Source organism: Wolbachia endosymbiont (group A) of Brachyopa scutellaris, from assembly GCF_964026995.1.
GTDB classification, from domain to species: Bacteria; Pseudomonadota; Alphaproteobacteria; order Rickettsiales; family Anaplasmataceae; genus Wolbachia; species Wolbachia pipientis.
Map to the genome: position 1 here is coordinate 284,527 of NZ_OZ034720.1, position 19,560 is coordinate 304,086.

The 19,560-nt window shown below is 35.3% G+C and carries 18 protein-coding genes and 2 pseudogenes; 8 read left to right on the top strand and 12 right to left on the bottom strand.

The genetic code is table 11. The annotated features are described in order from the left end of the window. Positions 1 to 186: 186 nt before the first annotated feature. Entirely contained in the window at positions 187 to 2,103 is a 1,917-nt protein-coding gene (ligA, locus tag AAGD93_RS01410) for an NAD-dependent DNA ligase LigA (protein ID WP_341819623.1), read from the top strand. Positions 2,104 to 2,160: 57 nt separating this feature from the next. Here the strand turns inward: ligA and AAGD93_RS07625 are convergent. The 5 genes and pseudogenes from AAGD93_RS07625 to AAGD93_RS01430 form a co-directional block, all read right to left on the bottom strand. Continuing rightward, positions 2,161 to 2,277: pseudogene (locus AAGD93_RS07625) on the bottom strand (transcriptional regulator); the annotation flags it as partial. Positions 2,278 to 2,359: 82 nt separating this feature from the next. Then, a pseudogene (locus tag AAGD93_RS01415) lies at positions 2,360 to 2,998 on the bottom strand (helix-turn-helix domain-containing protein); the annotation flags it as partial. After that, positions 2,994 to 4,340, bottom strand: a complete 1,347-nt coding sequence (locus AAGD93_RS01420; RefSeq protein WP_341819624.1) for an IS110 family transposase — start codon at positions 4,338 to 4,340, stop codon at positions 2,994 to 2,996. The pseudogene AAGD93_RS01415 and the gene AAGD93_RS01420, both read right to left, overlap by 5 nt. 715 nt (positions 4,341 to 5,055) lie before the next feature. Beyond that, positions 5,056 to 5,970, bottom strand: coding sequence for a helix-turn-helix transcriptional regulator (locus AAGD93_RS01425; RefSeq protein ID WP_341819625.1), 915 nt, complete (start codon positions 5,968 to 5,970; stop codon positions 5,056 to 5,058). An 18-nt stretch (positions 5,971 to 5,988) separates the two neighbouring features. Then, the gene (locus AAGD93_RS01430; RefSeq protein ID WP_341819626.1) at positions 5,989 to 6,903 is read right to left on the bottom strand and encodes a hypothetical protein; all 915 of its coding nucleotides are present in this window, start codon (positions 6,901 to 6,903) and stop codon (positions 5,989 to 5,991) included. A gap of 322 nt (positions 6,904 to 7,225) precedes the next feature. On the opposite strand from AAGD93_RS01430, the gene AAGD93_RS01435 reads away from it, so the two are divergent. The 5 genes from AAGD93_RS01435 (at position 7,226) to AAGD93_RS01455 (ending at position 13,899) form a co-directional block, all read left to right on the top strand. Further along, complete coding sequence (locus AAGD93_RS01435) at positions 7,226 to 8,122, top strand: Rpn family recombination-promoting nuclease/putative transposase (protein WP_341819627.1); 897 nt, start codon at positions 7,226 to 7,228, stop codon at positions 8,120 to 8,122. A 20-nt stretch (positions 8,123 to 8,142) separates the two neighbouring features. Further along, positions 8,143 to 8,676, top strand: coding sequence for a pyrimidine dimer DNA glycosylase/endonuclease V (locus AAGD93_RS01440; RefSeq protein ID WP_264703619.1), 534 nt, complete (start codon positions 8,143 to 8,145; stop codon positions 8,674 to 8,676). 288 nt (positions 8,677 to 8,964) lie between these two features. Next, the gene (locus tag AAGD93_RS01445; protein ID WP_341819628.1) at positions 8,965 to 10,431 is read left to right on the top strand and encodes a cytoplasmic incompatibility factor CifA; all 1,467 of its coding nucleotides are present in this window, start codon (positions 8,965 to 8,967) and stop codon (positions 10,429 to 10,431) included. Between the two features lie 53 nt (positions 10,432 to 10,484). Further along, positions 10,485 to 10,865 carry a hypothetical protein gene (locus tag AAGD93_RS01450; protein ID WP_341819629.1) on the top strand — a complete coding sequence of 127 codons (381 nt, stop codon included), beginning with the start codon at positions 10,485 to 10,487 and terminating at the stop codon, positions 10,863 to 10,865. Further along, positions 10,852 to 13,899, top strand: a complete 3,048-nt coding sequence (locus AAGD93_RS01455; RefSeq protein WP_341819630.1) for a cytoplasmic incompatibility factor CifB — start codon at positions 10,852 to 10,854, stop codon at positions 13,897 to 13,899. The genes AAGD93_RS01450 and AAGD93_RS01455 overlap by 14 nt, the downstream gene beginning before the upstream one ends. A gap of 116 nt (positions 13,900 to 14,015) precedes the next feature. Here AAGD93_RS01455 and AAGD93_RS01460 read toward each other — a convergent pair whose 3' ends face one another. After that, positions 14,016 to 14,333, bottom strand: a complete 318-nt coding sequence (locus AAGD93_RS01460; RefSeq protein WP_341819631.1) for a hypothetical protein — start codon at positions 14,331 to 14,333, stop codon at positions 14,016 to 14,018. Positions 14,334 to 14,382: 49 nt separating this feature from the next. On the opposite strand from AAGD93_RS01460, the gene AAGD93_RS01465 reads away from it, so the two are divergent. Beyond that, positions 14,383 to 15,242 (top strand): IS630 family transposase gene (locus AAGD93_RS01465; protein ID WP_341819182.1). Its coding sequence is split into 2 segments (ribosomal slippage): positions 14,383 to 14,707 and positions 14,707 to 15,242, totalling 861 coding nucleotides; the frame shifts between segments, so codons are not numbered across the junction. On the opposite strand, the gene AAGD93_RS07630 is transcribed toward AAGD93_RS01465, so the two are convergent. Together AAGD93_RS07630 and AAGD93_RS01475 are read right to left on the bottom strand one after the other, a co-directional pair. After that, positions 15,155 to 15,442 (bottom strand): IS3 family transposase, encoded by a 288-nt coding sequence (locus AAGD93_RS07630; RefSeq protein ID WP_410529883.1) that lies wholly within the window; start codon positions 15,440 to 15,442, stop codon positions 15,155 to 15,157. The two genes, AAGD93_RS01465 and AAGD93_RS07630, sit on opposite strands and share 88 nt — an antisense overlap. Next, positions 15,432 to 15,860: an IS3 family transposase gene (locus tag AAGD93_RS01475; protein ID WP_341819632.1), complete on the bottom strand. Its 429-nt coding sequence runs from the start codon at positions 15,858 to 15,860 to the stop codon at positions 15,432 to 15,434. The genes AAGD93_RS07630 and AAGD93_RS01475 overlap by 11 nt, the downstream gene beginning before the upstream one ends. A 108-nt stretch (positions 15,861 to 15,968) precedes the next feature. Here AAGD93_RS01475 and AAGD93_RS01480 point away from each other — a divergent pair. Beyond that, a protein-coding gene (locus AAGD93_RS01480; RefSeq protein ID WP_341819633.1) for an IS630 family transposase occupies positions 15,969 to 16,828 on the top strand; the annotation gives its coding sequence in 2 pieces (ribosomal slippage) (positions 15,969 to 16,293 and positions 16,293 to 16,828; 861 coding nt in all). Positions 16,829 to 17,019: 191 nt separating this feature from the next. Here the strand turns inward: AAGD93_RS01480 and AAGD93_RS01485 are convergent. The 4 genes from AAGD93_RS01485 to AAGD93_RS01500 all read right to left on the bottom strand — a co-directional run bounded on the left by AAGD93_RS01485 (position 17,020) and on the right by AAGD93_RS01500 (position 19,521). Continuing rightward, entirely contained in the window at positions 17,020 to 17,313 is a 294-nt protein-coding gene (locus AAGD93_RS01485) for a transposase (RefSeq protein WP_341819634.1), read from the bottom strand. Between the two features lie 18 nt (positions 17,314 to 17,331). Beyond that, positions 17,332 to 17,460 carry a hypothetical protein gene (locus AAGD93_RS01490; RefSeq protein WP_341819635.1) on the bottom strand — a complete coding sequence of 43 codons (129 nt, stop codon included), beginning with the start codon at positions 17,458 to 17,460 and terminating at the stop codon, positions 17,332 to 17,334. 143 nt (positions 17,461 to 17,603) lie between these two features. Beyond that, positions 17,604 to 18,884 (bottom strand): flavodoxin-dependent (E)-4-hydroxy-3-methylbut-2-enyl-diphosphate synthase, encoded by a 1,281-nt coding sequence (ispG, locus tag AAGD93_RS01495; RefSeq protein ID WP_341819636.1) that lies wholly within the window; start codon positions 18,882 to 18,884, stop codon positions 17,604 to 17,606. Positions 18,885 to 18,900: 16 nt separating this feature from the next. After that, positions 18,901 to 19,521: a TRP75-related protein gene (locus AAGD93_RS01500; protein WP_341819637.1), complete on the bottom strand. Its 621-nt coding sequence runs from the start codon at positions 19,519 to 19,521 to the stop codon at positions 18,901 to 18,903. Positions 19,522 to 19,560: the final 39 nt, after the last annotated feature.

A 19,560-nucleotide genomic window follows, 5' to 3' on the forward strand; every position in this document is an offset into this window, starting at 1 on the left:
AGAAGCGAGCAGAAATCTCTACTAATTAAATATTTTTCTATTTCTATTTAAATATTGTATATTAAATATAAAAACAGTAGCAAAGCTAGTTGCTTCTTTGTAGAATACGAGCTAAACGAATACAATGGTCAATAATTTATTTACAATTGACGCTGTATACTGAAACAGTGGTTGAGGTAAGTTACTATGAGTGAAAATGCATTACAAGAAGAAATAAAGCGTCACAACGAGTTGTACTATCGGGAAAATATATCAGAAATAACCGATGCAGAGTACGATGAACTGGTAAAAAAAGTAGATATTCAAACCGTTGGTACTGCACCTGATAGAAGATTTTTAGAGGTGGAACATATTGTACCAATGCTCTCGTTGGACAAGGCTCATGGACGAGATGAAGTTGAAGAGTTTCTTGCTAGGGTTAAAAAACTTCTGAATATGCATGAGTTGGAAATCATATGTGAACCAAAAATTGATGGCTTATCGTTTTCTGCGATTTATGAGGATGGTGTATTTATTAAGGGTTCGACTCGTGGAGACGGTTACCATGGTGAGGATGTTACACAAAATGCCGCAACTATAGGAGGATTGCCTAAAGTTTTACCCGATGTAAAGGGCAGATTGGAAGTTAGGGGCGAGGTATATATAAGAAATGATGATTTTTTAAAATTAAATAAGGATAACCAATTTTCAAATCCACGCAATACGGCATCCGGTTCACTAAGACAATTGGACCCAGAAGTTACCGCCAGTAGACCACTCAGGTACTTTGCCTATTCTTTGATTAGTGGTGGAACAGAAAAGACCCAGCTTGAAGTATTAGATAGGCTGAAGGAACTTGGATTTTGTGTAAATGAACATCAATGCTTAGCAAAAAATGTGGACGAAATGCTGGGGTTTTATAACAGAATCTATAATGACCGTTATAGTTTAGGCTATGATATTGACGGAGTTATCTTGAAGGTAAATAATTTAACATTACAAAGTCGTCTTGGGAATACCAACAAGGCTCCAAAATGGGCGATAGCACACAAGTTTCCAGCAGCTCATGCAAAAACTAAGATAGTTAAAATATTAATACAAGTAGGCAAAACGGGTAAATTGAATCCGGTTGCTGAATTAGTTGAGATAAATATAGGAGGGGTAATCGTTAGCAGGGTAAATCTGTATAATAAAGATGAAATTGAAAGCAAAGACATCAGAGAGGGCGATATTGTAGTAGTAGCACGAGCAGGCGACGTCATTCCAAAGATTGTAGAAGTGGACAAAAATGCTCGTTCTCCGAATGCACCAAAGTTTATATTTCCGAATACCTGTCCAGAATGTGAAAGTGAAGTACAGATTGAAGGAGCAGCAATAAGATGTTCAGGGGTTACCTGTAAAGCTCAAATCATAGAAAGGTTAAAATATTTTGTTTCCAATCATGCTTTTGACATTACCGGCTTTGGTGATAAGCAAATAGAGTTCTTTTATGACCTTGGTTTGATAAGGAAAATATCTGACATTTTTGCTCTCGAAGAAAAACTAAAAAATTTTAACTTAAGCGAGCTAAATGGATGGGGAAAAAAAGCAATATCTAATTTACTCAAATCCATTAACAGCAGAAGAGTTGTGAGTTTGGATAAATTTATATGTTCTCTAGGGATTCGATACGTCGGACCACACGTAGCAAAATTACTAGCAAAACATTATGGCTCATATGAAAATTGGTATTCTGCTGATGAAGAAGAATTAATGAACATAATAGGTGTAGGAGAAAAGATTATAGATTCATTAATATCTTTCTTCTCTGAAAAGGATAATGTTGAAATGGTAAAGAATCTCGCTTCTCAACTAAAGATTGAGCCTGTAAGTGCTAATGTTAGTAATTCCCCTCTTAGCGGCAAAACAGTGGTCATCACAGGAGAATTATCAGGAATGAAAAGAAAGGAAGCGCAAGCAGAGGCAGAATCTTTAGGAGGAATTGTGAGTTCAAGTGTATCAAATAAAACGGACTTCTTGGTTGTCGGCGAAAAACCTGGGTCAAAGTATCACAAAGCTGTGGAACTAGGTGTTAAAATTTTAACCGAGGAGGAATGGAATAAACTAATCCTGGGAAAAGAATAAGCCCTTCTCGATCAATTCTTGTATCTACTTTGCCTTTTTAAAAATGGCACCTACGAATTTATTTGCTAGGTCCTTTTGGGTATATCCTCGCTTTAACCTACAGCTTCTTACTTTTTGTGCTATTTCACACCTTGTAGTACACTTTGTGTTATTGTTAGCTTTTTTTGAAACCATACTTTTTTATAGAAATAACCACATATGTTATATCATAAAATTTTATCAAAGTCTATTATTTTTTTCCACGTATCCATAAGCTCTATATGAAATTCTTGCTATGGATGCCTATTTGGGTTTCAAGTTCCTCTGCAGTTAAGTCAGTTGCTCGTGAGATAATATTGATAGAAACGCCTAATTTAAGTAGACTTTTTGTAACCTTGATTTTCTCTGCTTTTTTAACCTTTTCTTTGCTAGTCTTCATACCTTCAGATAAGGATCTGACTACCGTATTCAATACATCCCGGGATTCTTGATCCTCAATTTTTTTGCATTCATCTATGAACCTCAATAGCTCATTTTCATATTCTGTTAGTCCAAGAAATAGAGCTTTAATGTTAACTGATAATACCTTTGCTATCTTATCTAATATTTCAATTGGAATGTCGGTGTATCCTTGTTCATAGTCATGTATTTCCTTAAGTGTTGAACCGATTTTATTTGCTAGGTCTTCCTGAGTGTATCTCCGTATTAACCTCTGCTCTTTCATCCTTTTCCCTACTTTGTAGAGTATAGAACTAGTACAAACTTCTTTTTCTGTATCATCATATTCGTAACTAGACAAGCGAGTCGCTTGAGAAATAATATCAACTGAAACTCCTTCTTTAACTAGATTCTTTGCTACTTCTATTCTCGCTTCTTCTTGACTAATTTTTTCGCTAACATATACAAATCTCCTAAGAAACTCCTTGAACTAACTCATCTTTTTTTACCAAGAGATAGCCAAGTTCCTTTGCTCTTTTGATCAAATTTTTTACAGTTCTATCTTTATAGCGTGTTTCATAGTATTCCATTCCTTTTTCTACATATTCCTGTCCGTATTTGAGCATACTATAAAATATGCACGCTATCTTTCTTGCAGTAGCTGTTATTGCTTTTGGCGCTCCTAATCGTTTTTTTAATTTCCTGTAGTATGCACCTAATGCACTTTTACTATTTCCCACAGAATTAGCAGCCATTCGAAATGCATTTGCAGCACGATTAATGACTTTACGCGTTCTTGTGCTAAACACTTTTTCTCCTGTAATTTTATTGGCAGGGCTGAGTCCTAACCACGATGAGAAGTGTTTTTCTGTTGACCATTTACTATGGTTTATACCAGTTTCTGAAATTATGGTCTGTACACTTAGTACATCAAGCCCTGGAACTTTAGTAAAATCCATGCCAGTTATCCGGTGTAGTTCCTCGTGCAAAGCAAAGTTTGGCTTACTTTTTCTATGCTTATTCTTTTCCTTACTCAACTGTTTACTTTCGCCAGGTTTTGTTTCAAGCGTCTTGTAATAGGCCTCAATATTTCTATCACATTCTGCTATTTTTTCTTGATAAATATTATATAGTTCAAATTCTTGCTTTAGCGTGAATAAGTGTTCCTCTCTATAGTCACCAGCTAACGCTTTTGCAATAGTAGACTGATCATTTTTTATTCGTGCATCCCTGAATTCAACCAATTTCTCAGGATCCCTTTTGCCTTCGATTATAGCCTTGATAATTTTCATACCAGTTACTCCAGTAATATCTCTTATAACTTTATGCAGCTGTATATTCATTTGAATTAATGCCTTCTGCATACGCAGAACATGTGTAGATGCACTTTCAGTAAGACTTTTACGTTGCCGCACATAACTACGCAATACACAAATTTGATCATCGGGTCTGAATGATCCATGAAGTAGTCCATAACTGTGTAGTTGTTGTAACCACTGACAGTCCTGAACATCTGACTTTCTTCCAGGTACATTTTTTACATGTCGCGCATTTACCAGTTTTACTTCAAACCCATATGATTCGAGTACTTGAAATAAAGGAATCCAGTATACTCCTGTTGATTCCATAGCTACAGTTGTAACTTTACATTTTTTCAACCACCGTGCTAAATTATGAAGATCTTCAGTGAAGCAGCCAAATTTTTGGATACGTTGTTCATCTCTTCCTTCAGGTACACATACATAATGTACAGCTGAACCAACATCAATCCCTGCTGCATCAGGATTCACTATTTCTAATTTACTTTTTGCTTTTTTCATGGCAACTCCTTCGTATAATTTGTAATAGGGAAACGCTTCAGCTTGGAACGGTTGATAGTACAATCTCCTAACCGAGGTAGTCTACAAAAACTCCATCAATGATTTGACCGTTCCTCCCAAAACCACGCTTACGAACGGGCACTAAAGGCACCAGTGACTTGGTCGGTTATAACTGCAAAAGCGCTTCTCACAAAGTTATATTAGAAATTACTCAAAACTTAAATTGGGAGTTTCTTCCTGGTTTGACAGATTTCGTCTGTTTGACGCTTACTAATGGATAAAGCTTCTTGCGTAATTCCTGGTCCTTAATTTCTATATGTATTTTTGTTAGATAGACTATTTCTTCATCCTCATCTTCATACCAACTGTTTTCCTTCAGTTCTGTTGGTCCTGGAAGTAGATCTATAATACTAACTGATAATGCTCCTGCTATTATACATGATTCTTTGACTGTAATAGGCTTGCACCCTAGTTCAAAGCTATGTATTTCCTGATATGTTAAACCAATTTTGCTTGAGTATATCCTTGTATTATCCTACAACCTTCTATTTTTTGCCCCACCTCGTAGTTTATTGAGCCAATATGCTCTAGGTTATCGTAGATAAAGTCGCTTTTTCTTATGGAAGGAAACATATATTATTTATAGAAACAAACATATAACTTATCATAAGATTTTATCAAAATCCAGCCCCTATAAGATATTTTATTGCAAAAACTACACAACTTTATTAATAGATAAACCTGTTGTTTGCGAGATAATATCAACAGAAATTCCTTCTTTAACTAGACTCTTTGCAACTTCGATCTTCTTTGCTTCTCTAACCTTTTCCCTACAAACACGTATGCCTTCAAATAAAGATTTGATTAGCACATCGCGTAACTCCTGGCTCTCAATCTTTTTGTATTCTTCTATTAGACTTGATAGCTCTGTCTCATCTTCATTTTCTGTTGTTTCGGGAAGTAAATCTACGATACTAATTGATAATACCTTTGCTATTTCATCTAACATTTCAAGTGAAACAGCAGCGCGTCCTTGTTCATATTCGTATATTCCTTGATTTGTTATCCCCCCGATTTTATTCGCTAAATCTTCCTGAGTGTATCCTCGTCTCAACCTCCACTCTTTTATCCTTTGCCCTACTTTGTAGGGAATATGAATCTTTTTCTCCTTATTACTATATTCATCAATAGATAAGTCAGTTGTTCGCGAGATAATATCAACAGAAACTCCTACTTTAACTAAACCCCTTGCTACTTCTATTTTCACCGCTTTTCCGCTTCTTTCCTCACTAATACGGATGAATTTGGTTAATAAATAAAATATCTCGCGTAATTCTTGATCCTTAATCTCTTTATGTCTTCTTACTAGATTTAATATCTCTTCTCCCTCATTTTCAAAATACCTTTTTGATACTGCTTGTCCGGAAGCTAGATCTCTAGCACTCGTTGATAATGCTTTTGCTATGGCATATAATTTTTTAATTGAAATTTTACGTGTTCCTTTTTCATATTGTAATATGACCTGATATTTTGTACCGATTTTACTTGCTAAATCCTTTTGAGTATATCCCAGCCTTAATCTACGATTTCTTATCTCTTGCCTAACTTTGTAGCTTAGGCTTTCTGCCAATTCGCACACTAATGTCTTCTATTGGAATTGTTGCTTAAATAATTTCTCCCTTTCGCTTATTATTTGGTCGCTTTTGTCCTCAACCCCTCTCATCTCTCTTTCTCGTTCCTCTATAATAAACTTCATAACCTCATCTGAATATTTGCTCTTTCCACTTGCTAGTTCTGATTTTAACCTTCTTACTTTATATTCCAATTCTAAAAACCTTTCTTGTCTCATTAGCAATTCTATCATCTGATTTATTTGTAAGCGTAATTCCCCTTCTTCTAGAGCTCCTGCTATTTTGATCAGTAATAACTCATCTATTTTATAATTTACTTCAGATTGAGCTATAAATAAGTTAATCATTGCTCGTACATCAACAGGCTCGGCTACTAATACCTTAACATTACTACACACAAAACGTTTTAAACTTATATTTTTTTCTAGATAATTTTTCATATCCTGCGATAAGTTCTCCTTTAATTCTTCATATGCTCCTGACAGTAACACCTCTAATTCCTTAAAAAACTCAATCTCTATATCACCCGCCACAAGAATCATTAGCAGATGTTTTACTAACTCTCTATCATTTGATTTGATCGCCTGATAAATTGCTTTTTCTCTATTCTCTTCCAAATCATAAAGTTCTGATGAATCACTAAGGCTAAATAAATAGTTTGTAGCTTCTCCAGAAGCATAGGCAATATTAACTTCTCTTAGTGGATGACCATCATTAAACTTTTCTAGTAACTTACTATCAGTAGTTTCTTCTATTGCAACAGCCACTTTACTCAATTTCTTTAGCTGGTCTATACCTTCTCTTGAATCTCTAGGTGTATTTTTAACTTCATTTAGCACCTTGCTATAAAGACTTTGCTTTTCCTCACTGCTTAATAATGTACAATGCTCCTTCAGTTGTTCAGAAGTTTTAGATAGAAGTTGTATTAACATATCCTGCCTACGTTTTGTTGAAAATACTCACGCTATATTATAGAATTTTTAATTGAAAGTAAACTTGTAGGTTCATATCTAAAATAGGTATCTTTGAGACTGCTAAACTCATGGCATCCATTTCCTGGCCTTTAAAGGCACTTTATAGAAGAGTTGATAAAAAGATGTGCAAAACTACATTCAAGGCTTAAAGTACCATTTTAAGCCCACCTCTGAAGGTCGTTTTTTTCATCAACACTCTTGAATCTTACCTAAAAATAAAAACGTTGAATATTTCTTCAGAATTGTGTATAATTACTAATGCTTTTTAGGTTTTTTTCTCATGGCTCTTTCTAAGTTCCTTGACGTACGAAATGATGTCGCATTCAAAAAAATATTTGGTACTGAAAAAAATAAGGATATACTTATTCACTTCCTCAATGACATCATTGGCTTCACTGGTAAAAACCAAATAAAGGATATAGAGTTTCTAAGTACTATTCAAGACCCTGATATTGCCGCTAAAAAGCAAAGTATTGTTGACGTTCTCTGTAAAGATGAAAATGGGGTGCAAGTGATCGTCGAGATGCAAGTTGCTAAAACTAAAGGATTTGAAAAACGTGCCCAATACTATGCTGCTAAAGCTTACTCAAGGCAAGCTGATAAAGGTGACCAGTATCATAACCTTAAGGAAATTATCTTCATTGCTATAGCAGATTGTGTACTGTTTCCTAATAAATCTGAGTACAAATCAAAGCATACTATTCGAGATGAAGACACTAATGAGCATGATCTAAAAGATTTCTATTTTATATTTATTGAGTTGCCAAAATTTCCAAAGAATAAGGAAGATCAGTTGGAAAATATAGTTGAAAAATGGGTTTATTTTTTTCGATATGCAGACGAAACTAGTGAAGAAGAGCTGGAAAAAATAATAGGTAGTGATCTAATAATTAAAAAAGCCTATGAAGAGCTAAATAGATTCAACTGGTCAGAAAAAGAATTTATTGCCTATGAACAGGAAATAAAACGTATTCTTGATGAACAGGCTGTCCTTGCTCAAAAACTTGATGATGCTACTGAAAAAGGCAGAGAAGAAGGCATCCTAATCGGACATGAAAAAGGCAGAAAAGAAGAAAAAATTGCAGTTGCAAAAAGTCTACTTAAAGCAGGTGTTTCTATTGATATTATAGCTCAAACTACTGGTCTTACAGCTAATGAAATTAAAGACTTAAGCTGATTCTATCTTTGGATGTTTAGATGAATATCTTTGTACTAGATGAAAACCCAGAGATTGCGGCAAAAATGTTATGTGATAAGCATATAGTAAAAATGCCATTAGAAACTGCTCAGTTACTGAGTAATGTTTTTTCAATAGCATTAAAAGTGCCAAATCCTTTAGTCAGCATCACAGACCAGAATATAGAAGTTCCATATAAACTTACTCACAAAAACCACCCTTGTTCTCTATGGGCTAGACACTCAAAAGGAAACTTTAATTGGTTGATAAAGCATGGAAAAGAATTGTGCATAGAGTATAGCTTGCGATACAAAAGAACGCATAAATCCGAAGAAGTTATAGATTGGTGTGATAATAATAAGGATTTGCTAATTTTTCAATCAGCTGATATACAAATTTTTACACAAGCGTTACCTGATCGATATAAATGTAGTAATCCAATAGAAGCCTATAGAGAATATTACCTAAAAGAAAAGATGAGGTTTGCTAAGTGGAAAAAAGGTAGAGAAGCACCAGGTTGGATAATCTGCTACACAATACCACAGCTAATATAGCTCATAAATAAAGAAGCCATCCAAATCGGACATGAAAAAAGCAGGGAAGAGGGCGAAAAACAGGCTAAAATAGCTGTGGCTAAAAATTCACTCAAGGCGGGTGTTTCTATTGATGTTATTGCTGAAATAACAGGGTTTTCTGTTGATTATATTGAGAAAATTCAAGAAAAGAAGTTTTAGCCATAACGTTTTTTTATTAAACCCTCTATTCTAGTAATTTTAATATTGCAATCCATTCTAATGTCTGTACAATGCCTTTTTTATATAAATACTTAATAAGAGGGGTTAATGCCAACACAGAAAGAGCTTCGAGCTGCAATGTCTAAAAAATTACAGGAAGCTGTTAAACATCCAGATCCAACAGTTGCTGCCGGGAGGAAGTCAGCTATCAAGAGATGGGTGGGAGTCCTTCAAGATAACTTTATGGAGCACATAAAATACTTTAAGGGTGATAAGTTGAAGTTTTTGCACAATGTATTCCAAGATGAAGGTTGCTGGTCAGGTATAAGATTAAATAATGCTGCTTTAGGTCAAAGGTTTACTGAAGAAAAAATAGGTGAAATAGATAATCCACTTCGCAAATATGAGATGGCTTGTAGTTACTGTGTAGTGGATAAAATTCATCCACTCTTTCAAAAAACATTTGAATCCTACAAAAATGGATTTTCTTCTGATGAACTTGATAGTAGAGGTAATCCTATAGCTGATGAGTACATACGAAACTCGCTTTTGGGTGGCATTCGAAGGAAAGGTCCTGTATTTGATTTCTGGATCGATAGAGAATCTGGGGGATTAAAGCAACCAAGTAACGCGTCAGAAGGTTTTGACAGTGCTGTAAAACTTAAGTGGAGTGAAGGGGTAGAGTATTTTTATAATTTGTTGAAAGAAGAAGATAAAGAGAAGAAGCTTACAGAAGCTATTATTGCTCTTTCTCGTCCTCAATCTGTTGAGAAAGACGCTCCTATTTTAGATTTTTGTGTAAGGAATATAGGTGATAAAGATACTCTTTTACAGAAATTGCTGCAGAAAGATAAGGGAATATATTCCCTTCTTGCTGAATTAATAGAGTCATGTTTTTTTGATACGGTTCATGATTTGGTACAGTGCTGGTGTTATAAAGGCGTTTTAGAACGTGGAGACGGAGATCATTCAGAGAAAATATTCTCATATGAAGAATATAAACTTCTTCTTTCCTCACTTTCAAATGTGATGTTAGGCAATCCTGAGTTAAATGCTCAAGCTAGATCTCTTATTATGGAAATGTGGAGATGTGGTCGCTTTTATAAACACAAGGAGGCTGCTGTCGATACTTCTAACTTCCAAGTTCCTATAGAAAATGCACTTGCAGGGTTAGTGGTTAATTGGGAACGATCTGGTCGTAAGTCTGATGAAAAAAAAGAAATATTAGAGATAATGTTATTTGCTAAGGATCGCTTTCCTGAAAAGTTTGAGTCCTTCAAAGAAGTTATGATAGAAGACCTTAGATTATGCGGTAGGAAAGGTAAAAGAGTAAATGTAGATTACGGTCTGTTTGCAGAAGAGTTATTCTCTGAGTTAGAGAAACCGACTCTACCAATTGGTCCTGGAGGTGATGGTCCTTGTAGTAATTTGCGGTCACGATCTAAAGCTCATTGCAGTAAGAAAACAACTTTGCCAGTTGATGATAGTCCGCAGTCTGAGCTTGGAACTCCTAGTGTAAGTGGTGTTTCTTCTTATAAGAAAAAAAACGTCTTTACGCTTAGTGGTAATAAGTAATCCACTTATGAACTCTTGGTGTTTCTGGTCGTAGTAAATGAGGGGTATTTTGTATGAGTAATGGTGATGGACTTATTAGGAGTTTGGTGGATGGAGATCTTGAAGGATTCAGACAAGGATTTGAATCTTTTTTAGATCAATGTCCATCTTTCTTGTATCATGTAAGTGCAGGTCGTTTTCTTCCTGTATTCTTTTTTAGTATGTTTGCTACTGCACATGATGCTAATATCTTAAAAGCAAATGAGAGAGTGTATTTTCGTTTTGATAATCATGGTATTGATACAGGTGGTAGAAATAGAAATACAGGGAACCTAAAAGTCGCTGTTTATCGTGACGGACAGCAAGTTGTCAGATGTTACAGTATTTCTGATCGTCCTAATAGTGATGGGTTAATTCAGTACAAGGGAGAGAAATGCTCTAGTGCAAGAGATTAGACAGCAAAATCCAAATTTAAGGGAAGAAGACCTAAATTTTGAGCAATACAAAGTATGCATGCATGGAAAGGGCAAGAGTCAGGGAGAGGCAATTGCAACAGTATTCGAGGCGATTCGTGAAAAGGATTTTAGAGATAGAGATAAATTTGCCAAGTATTCAGCATCTGAGATCAATTTTCTTAGGCAACTTCTAGGAAATAACATGACAATTAAGCAAATAAATGGAATACAACTCAATCAAAACCAGCGTGCACAACTTGATAATCTTGTCAATTTTGTGCAAGTAGCACAGGGTCAACAAAGAATTGATAACTTTGCGGAAATGTTAAGAAGTGGAGTTGTACGAACTTTACGAGACAATAGCACAGTAATTTTTAGATATATAACTCGCATCTATAATAATTACAGACAAGTGCTGGGAGATAATATTGAAAATCGCTATCAAAAGTTTGAGAGTCACGGGTTTTTACTAGGGTTTTTAGCAAATTTTAGTCATCGCTACGAAATAGGCATTGACCTTGACTTATCTCCTAGAAACTCACATGTTGCATTTCTTGTACGTCATCAAGCAGAAAGAGAAAATATTCCTATTGTTATTAATCTTGCTATATTTGACACACCGTCAGATGTTGCATTAAACTGTGCCATAGGCTACGCTGGAAGGTTACACACTTCTTCATTTATACCTATTCATACTGAATCAAGAAATACTGTCTGTGTTGGATTAAATTTTAATTTAAATCTAGATCCCTTTAGTGTTGATATAGTAGAACTTCAACAGGATAGATTTCCTTTAGTACAAAGATTATTTGAGTGTTTGGAGAATGAAGGAATTAGAGAAAATATTAGAGATTTCTTGCTTCAGCATCTTCCTAATGGAATACCAAGAAATGCAGAGAATTATAACAGAATATTTGATTGTATAACTGGTTTTGCTTTTGGAAGTAGTGCTTTTGATAGAGAGTATTTAGAGCTGGAAGAAGGAGAAGATCGAGTACGTGTAAGAAAGTATATATTTAGATATGATAATGGTGATCGTGCTTTAACTGTGGTCTTTCATGGTCAAGGTTCTGATATAGTTACATTTGATATTAGAGCTCACGATGCACGACAACAAGGAGCAATCAATTTAGAAGATCTTAATATGAATGGGAATAATGTTCATGTATGGGAAGTTTCATGCACACTTAATGACCAATTTGAGCTATATATTGATCAACCAAATGACCTTGGTTTATATCACGATTACCAAAATAATAATGCAAATAATTTTCTTGATGGTGATCTTGTACAAGTGCCTAATGTTGAAAATGTACATGGTATTTCGGGAAGGGTTATGAATGATGGCTGGAAAAATGTAGGTCAGCATAGAGGATTATTTCAAGAGATCTCTGGAGCATTGATGCCGCTTGTGAATGCAATAAATGTTAATAGTGAGGATAAGTTCCGTTCTATACTACATGGTACATTTTATGCTAGTGATAATCCTTATAAAGTGCTTGCTATGTATAAAGTTGGTCAAACATATAGTTTGAAAAGGGGGCAGGAAGAAGAAGGAGAAAGGGTAATACTCACAAGAATTACAGAACAGAGATTAGACCTTTTATTATTAAGACAACCTACAGCAGATACTCATCCAATTGGATATATATTAAGATTTGCTGGTAATGCAGAAGAAATAATACAAAAGGAGAATAACGCAAAAGATCAAATAAAAGAACTTATAAACAAGCAGAGAGGATATGTGCCTATTACTTTTGGAAATGAGGTGGTTTTACTTCCTCTTATATTTAATGCAGGTGCAGAGAGAGTAGAAGGTCTTATATCTATTCCAGAAGGAATAGGAAGAAAAGAGTATGTACATAGACTTGATCGTGGTGGTCGTGACTCAAGACCAGGAGTATTAGTGGGACCTGAAAGTGTTATTGATGAAAATCCACCAGAGGGTCTATTATCAGATCAGACTCGTGAAAATTTAATAAATTATATTCGAGAAAATCCCGGACAGAACCGGATTTTACCGTTTGATCTAGGTGATAATCGATGTGTTAGTATTATTACTTTCGAAGGTAGTATACAACAACTCCTAGAAATACTAAGGTCAAGAATAAGGGGAGGTGATAATTCCATTCCTACAGCACAAGAGATAAGAAGACAAATAAGAGATATTCTTAGAAATCAAGAGATAGAAGTAAATGATCTACTTACACTAGAATTTGCGACGAGAAATGGACATTATGGTTACTGGCTTCAACAAATTGATATAGCTCACGCTGGAAGATTGCGATATCAGCTTCGTACTGAAGGTAATCACACTTTTGAAGTAGCTAATTTGGCAAGGAATGACGGTAACGAGCACATTGTTAGAGTATTAAATCAATTTAGGGAAAATGAAGAACAACAGCGTTTAACTTTAATCATTACTTTAAATAATACTCATTGGGTTACACTAGTGATTGAACGTCAAAATGGGAACTATGTTGGGTACTATGCTGATTCAACTGCTACTGCTGTTCCAGGTGGTATTACTGATATCATTCAAAATAACTTAGGAAATAATATCAGGATTAATAATGTTTCTGTTAGTCAGCAAACAGATGGTTGGAATTGTGGTTTATGGGCATTAGAAAATGCTAGTGATATTAATCGATTTCTAAATGAAAATCCTGTTGGGCAAGTGCAGAATATCATAAATATAATACGCGATTTTCTTGGAAGAGGCCACCCAAACAGAGATAGAAATTACTTTCAGAACATAAGAGTGGGCATTTCACAATTATTCAGGAATGATCCGGGATTTCAAGATGTGCAATTGCAAGCATACATTCAAAATAGAGAACAAATTGATCCATTACTACGTACTTATCTAGAATTAGGATATCACAGAGTAGGAGGAGGGTATGGATTAGTAGAAGCACCTATATCGCTTGGTGTTAGTGATTCCAGTAATTTTGGTGACCTGCCACAGTCGAGTTTAGAAGGTCCTGAAGCTAGTCGTGTTTCTGACCTTAGCAAAGGTAAAGGCGGTAGGTAGAGGTAATCGGTAGATGAAAGGGGTGTAACAAAAACCTTATGCATCAAGTAAAGATTGTGAGCAAATTTAAAGAAGTTAAGGTGGGTAACCTGTTTTTTTCTACTTGCAGCAATGTTTCAAAAAGTATATGTGTCGAGTTGGGTAAAGTTGAAGGAGGTTCTTAAATGAGCAACTATTAATTTGGTAGTGTATAACATTAATAAATTTAAACGATGCAACCATTTCCAGCAACAAAAATCAGCTAGCGTGAGAAGATTTTTTCTTGGAATCGCGTGGTCTACCGCTAGATCTGTGTGAACTTTTCTGTATAATAATTTTACTATATCGCAAAATGACCTTACCCAGAAAAAGTGGAGAGAAAGTTTGGAATGTTTTTCACAAAGAGAATGATGAATCAAAATGCTCAGGAATGCAATAGTTATAGCTCTTTCCATAAAAGTCCGGATGTGATAGGATAAGGATAGATGATGATAAGGAGGTTGAATGCCAGCAGCATATAGTTATGATTTAAGAAAAAAAGGAATGGAAGCGCTAGACGAAGGAGAAAGCAGAGAAACAGTGGCAGCAAGATTTAAGATTGGACGAACTACTTTATGGGAGTGGCAGCAAAGAAGAAAAGAAACAGGAGACTTTCAATCAAAAAAACTTGGAAATGGGGGTTACAATCACAAAATTACCGACTGGGATACCTTTGCCAAATTTGCCAGAGAACACGGAGGAAAGACTCTATCGGAAATGGCTAAACTTTGGAACAACGTTAGTATCCAAACGATCTATCGAGCCCTTAAAAAAATTGGATTTACGCGCAAAAAAAGACATATGGATACAAGGAAAGAAACGAAGAAAAACGTGCTGAATTTTTGAAAATTATAGCGACAAAAGAACCTAAAAACTTAGTGTATATAGATGAGTCTGGCATTGATAACACCGAAGACTACCCCTACGGATATTGCCAGAAAGGACAGCGGTTTTATGCCTTAAAATCTGGAAAGAAAACTCAACGAATCAGTATGGTTGCAGCCTTAAGTGGAAGAAAGATAGTTGTTCCGTTAACCTTTGAAGGCCACTGTAATATGGATGTTTTTAATGGATGGTTTGAGCAATTTTTGACACCGATCTTGGAACCTGGACAGACTGTCATTCTTGACAATGCTACTTTTCATAAGTCTGATAAGATTATCGAGCTTGCTAAAGGGGTTGGTGCAGAAATTTTGTATCTGCCGCCTTATTCTCCAGATTTCAACAAAATTGAGCATCATTGGTTTGCTATAAAAAACAGAGCCAGGAAAAACATTCCTCTATTCGAATCCTTTCGTCGTGCTGTTGATTCTGCCTTCCTATGACCTGTTCGGACTATTATGAGAAATGCTATAATAGTGGAGTGTCTACGTTGTTTGTTATAAAAAATTTCTATATATTCAAATATAGCAGTTTTGATATGCTGTTTAGAGTGCCGAGAGGTGTCTATTGGTAACTCCCTTTTTAGAGAACTGAAGAAGCTTTCCACAACAGAATTGTCGTAACAACAACCTTTATGACTCATCTATGTTTTTTATGGATAAGAGATATTGATAACCTTGCGAAGTATATTGTGAACCTTGATCACTATGTAATAGTAGATTTTTGGCAGGTTTACGCTTGTTAACGGCCATTAATAAAGAGTCCATAACCAATTGTTTATTTATTGAACTGCTCATTGACCAGCCAACTACCATGCGTGAATATAGATCGATTATTGTTGCCAAATATAGCCATCCTTCTTTGGTTTTTATATAAGTAATATCAGTTACCCATACTTTATTTGGTTGATCGACAATAAAGTTTTGGTCTAATATATTGGGAGCTACGACTCTACTGTCCGTTTGTTGTTTCTTAATTTTAAATTTTCTTCTCAATATAGCCTGAATACCATTTTTCTGCATAATACTTTGCACTGTTTTTAAGTTGCAACTTTTACCCAAAGCCTTTAATTCAGCATGAATTTTAGGAGCTCCATATCTACATTTATAGCTCTTTCCATAAAAGTCCGGATGTGATAGGATAAGGATAGATGATGATAAGGAGGTTGAATGCCAGCAGCATATAGTTATGATTTAAGAAAAAAAGCAATGGAAGTGCTAGACGAAGGAGAAAGCAGAGAAACAGTGGCAGCAAGATTTAAGATTGGACGAACTACTTTATGGGAGTGGCAGCAAAGAAGAAAAGAAACAGGAGACTTTCAATCAAAAAAACTTGGAAATGGGGGTTACAATCACAAAATTACCGACTGGGATACCTTTGCCAAATTTGCCAGAGAACACGAAGGAAAGACTCTATCGGAAATGGCTAAACTTTGGAACAACGTTAGTATCCAAACGATCTATCGAGCCCTTAAAAAAATTGGATTTACGCGCAAAAAAAGACATATGGATACAAGGAAAGAAACGAAGAAAAACGTGCTGAATTTTTGAAAATTATAGCGACAAAAGAACCTAAAAACTTAGTGTATATAGATGAGTCTGGCATTGATAACACCGAAGACTACCCCTACGGATATTGCCAGAAAGGACAGCGGTTTTATGCCTTAAAATCTGGAAAGAAAACTCAACGAATCAGTATGGTTGCAGCCTTAAGTGGAAGAAAGATAGTTGTTCCGTTAACCTTTGAAGGCCACTGTAATATGGATGTTTTTAATGGATGGTTTGAGCAATTTTTGACACCGATCTTGGAACCTGGACAGACTGTCATTCTTGACAATGCTACTTTTCATAAGTCTGATAAGATTATCGAGCTTGCTAAAGGGGTTGGTGCAGAAATTTTGTATCTGCCGCCTTATTCTCCAGATTTCAACAAAATTGAGCATCATTGGTTTGCTATAAAAAAAAGAGCCAGGAAAAACATTCCTCTATTCGAATCCTTTCGTCGTGCTGTTGATTCTGCCTTCCTATGACCTGTTCGGACTATTATGAGAAATGCTATAGAAGCTTGATATATTTTTTGAATATCTGCTAATAACTCTTTATTTGCTGATTCTCTACTGCTTATTTTCCTTGTAGTCCACTTATAGTAGCCACTAGCAGAAAACCCTACATAATTCCTGCACTTTATAGTGTTTACTATGCTCTTTTATGAAAAAATATTTTACTCTTTTTGACTGGCAAAATATCCCAGGGCTTTTTTTAAAATGTCTCTTTCTCTTGTTACTTTTGCTAACTCTTTCTGTAAATCAAATCTCTCTTTGTCATAAGGTGCTACATCTGGAAATGCATTTGCCGCTGACTTTTTTTCGTTATTTTTCTTCATCCATTTTCCTAATACACTATCCCTTATTCCTAGATCTCTTGCTACTTTTGCAACTGGTTGACCTACCTTTCTTTGTTCATTTGCCAGCTTAACAGCTTCCAATTTGAATTCTGCCGTATGTTCTCTTGCCATTTCTAATCCTCCAAAATTTTATTTTACCCGAAAAAACTCCTTTCTTTCTCTCCACTTTTTCTGGGTAAGGTCAGACGACAGGATATTTGTTTCTAATTCTTTATAATCTACCAATCCGGTAATTCTGTTTACTATTTTTTGACTCATTGTCAAACCTCCATTTTTTTATATCAATTTATTACTTTTTTTTCGGTTTGACACACTTTTTTGAACATTCCCAACGAAAAAAGAAAAACAAGGTTTAATTTTCTTTTTTATTTGCGATTTATCTATTAATTAACCGTGAAAGGTTACGTGTAATGCTTCTTCACATAATTATCAATAATTGCCTTAAATTCTTCAGAGACATTATCACCTTGTAAAGTTTTGAAATATTTGCCGTTTTTGTAGACTGCTGAAACAGGTTTTTCTCCATATCCAGGTAAGCTGATTCCCAAATTTGCGTGTTTGCTTTCTCCAGGACCATTTACTATGCATCCCATAACAGCAATGTTCATATGCTCTACACCTGGATTTTTTTTCTTCCACATCGGCATATGAGTTTTTATATAGCCATTCACCTCTTCAGTTAATATACGAAAACGATCGCTACTCGTGCGCCCACAACCAGGACATGAATTAACCTGAGGGTTAAAGTATCGCAAGCCTATAGACTGCAATATTTCCTGACACACCACCACTTCATTAGTACGCGATTCACCAGGACGTTGAGTCAAAGAAGCCCGTATTGTATCTCCAATGCCATTTTGCAATAAATAAGTAAGCCCTGCTGCGGTATTTGCCACACCTTTATTGCCCATACCAGCCTCAGTTAAACCCAAATGCAGCGCATAATTGGAAGATTTTGCAAGTGCCATATAAACTAAAATTAAATCTTGCACTTTGCTAACTTTACATGAAATGATTATTTTGTTTGAATTTAGACCAATTCCTTCAGCTTTTTTTGCACTATCAAGAGCAGACATTACAAGTGCTTTGCGCAGTATAACATCAGAAGGCCTTGAATTACTAAGCGAAGAGTTTTTATCCATCAATTTTTGCAAAAGGTATTTATCAAGACTACCCCAATTTACCCCAATTCTAACCGGAAGATCGTGCATTATTGCATACTCTATCACCCTTTCAAACTTCTCATCACGTTTGTCGCCAAAGCCTATATTGCCTGGATTGATTCTAATTTTACCCAGCATTTTGATGTTGTCTGGATAATCTTGAACTAATTTATCTAGCTCATATTGACCGCAGCCTACCAATATTTTACCGTCAAAACCTTCTTTATTTATCTCTTCTACTATATAAGGTATTGCTCTTGCTACCTCCTCTGAGTTCAAGGCAATTCGCACCAATTCTGAACCTGTACGCGCTAGTTCTGTTATCTCTTTTGCATAATGTTTTGCGCTACTTTTTATATTATCAGAATCTATATGCACACCAAGCGCCATAGATTGTACAACTACAGGATTATTTCCGCCTATCTTTACTTTTCCAACTTCTACAACATGAGTTTTGTGCCTGGAAATTGGCGATAATTCACATGCATCGTCATTCAATATCAGGTCTGTATCTAGCATATTATTAATTGTGATACTATTTTACTGTGTCAGCTACGCTGCCAAATGAACTTGAACCATTCAAACTATAAGCATCTACGTTATCCAAATTAGCAATAGAATCATGTGAGCACGTTCTTCTTGAAGGAGTTTCTTTTATAGTGATATTTATAGGAGAAACTTTCTTTTCTCGTGTTGAAGTAACTTTCTTCCCTTCTTGTTGTTCACTTTCATGCTGCTTACTTTCATACTGAGAAACTGGCTCTTGATCTATAAATACAGCACCCTTTAAACGTGCGATATTAATACCATGCTGATTTATCATAGCGCTCTCTTCATCGTCGACTATGCACGCTTCCATGTCATTTAGCTCATTATCAAGACTAGCAATTTTTTTCTCTTTTAATTTTTTGATTAGATCTTCTTTATTTATAGCTCGATCTTGTAACTTTTTTTTCTTGAGGAGCTCCCTACGCTTCTCATACAGTTTATATGACTCAGCAAAATCCTCATCTGTATGAAAGTTTGCACCACCAGGGTTATCAGGAGGTATGTATCTCTTACTGAGCTTAGATTTAGCTTCAGCACTATGCACAGTAAAAAAGCTAGAAACCAAAAATATTAATATAAACAAAACTTTAGAAAAAATCCTAAGCATATGGTGCTATAGTAAATATCGTGTTTTAAAAGATAGCAA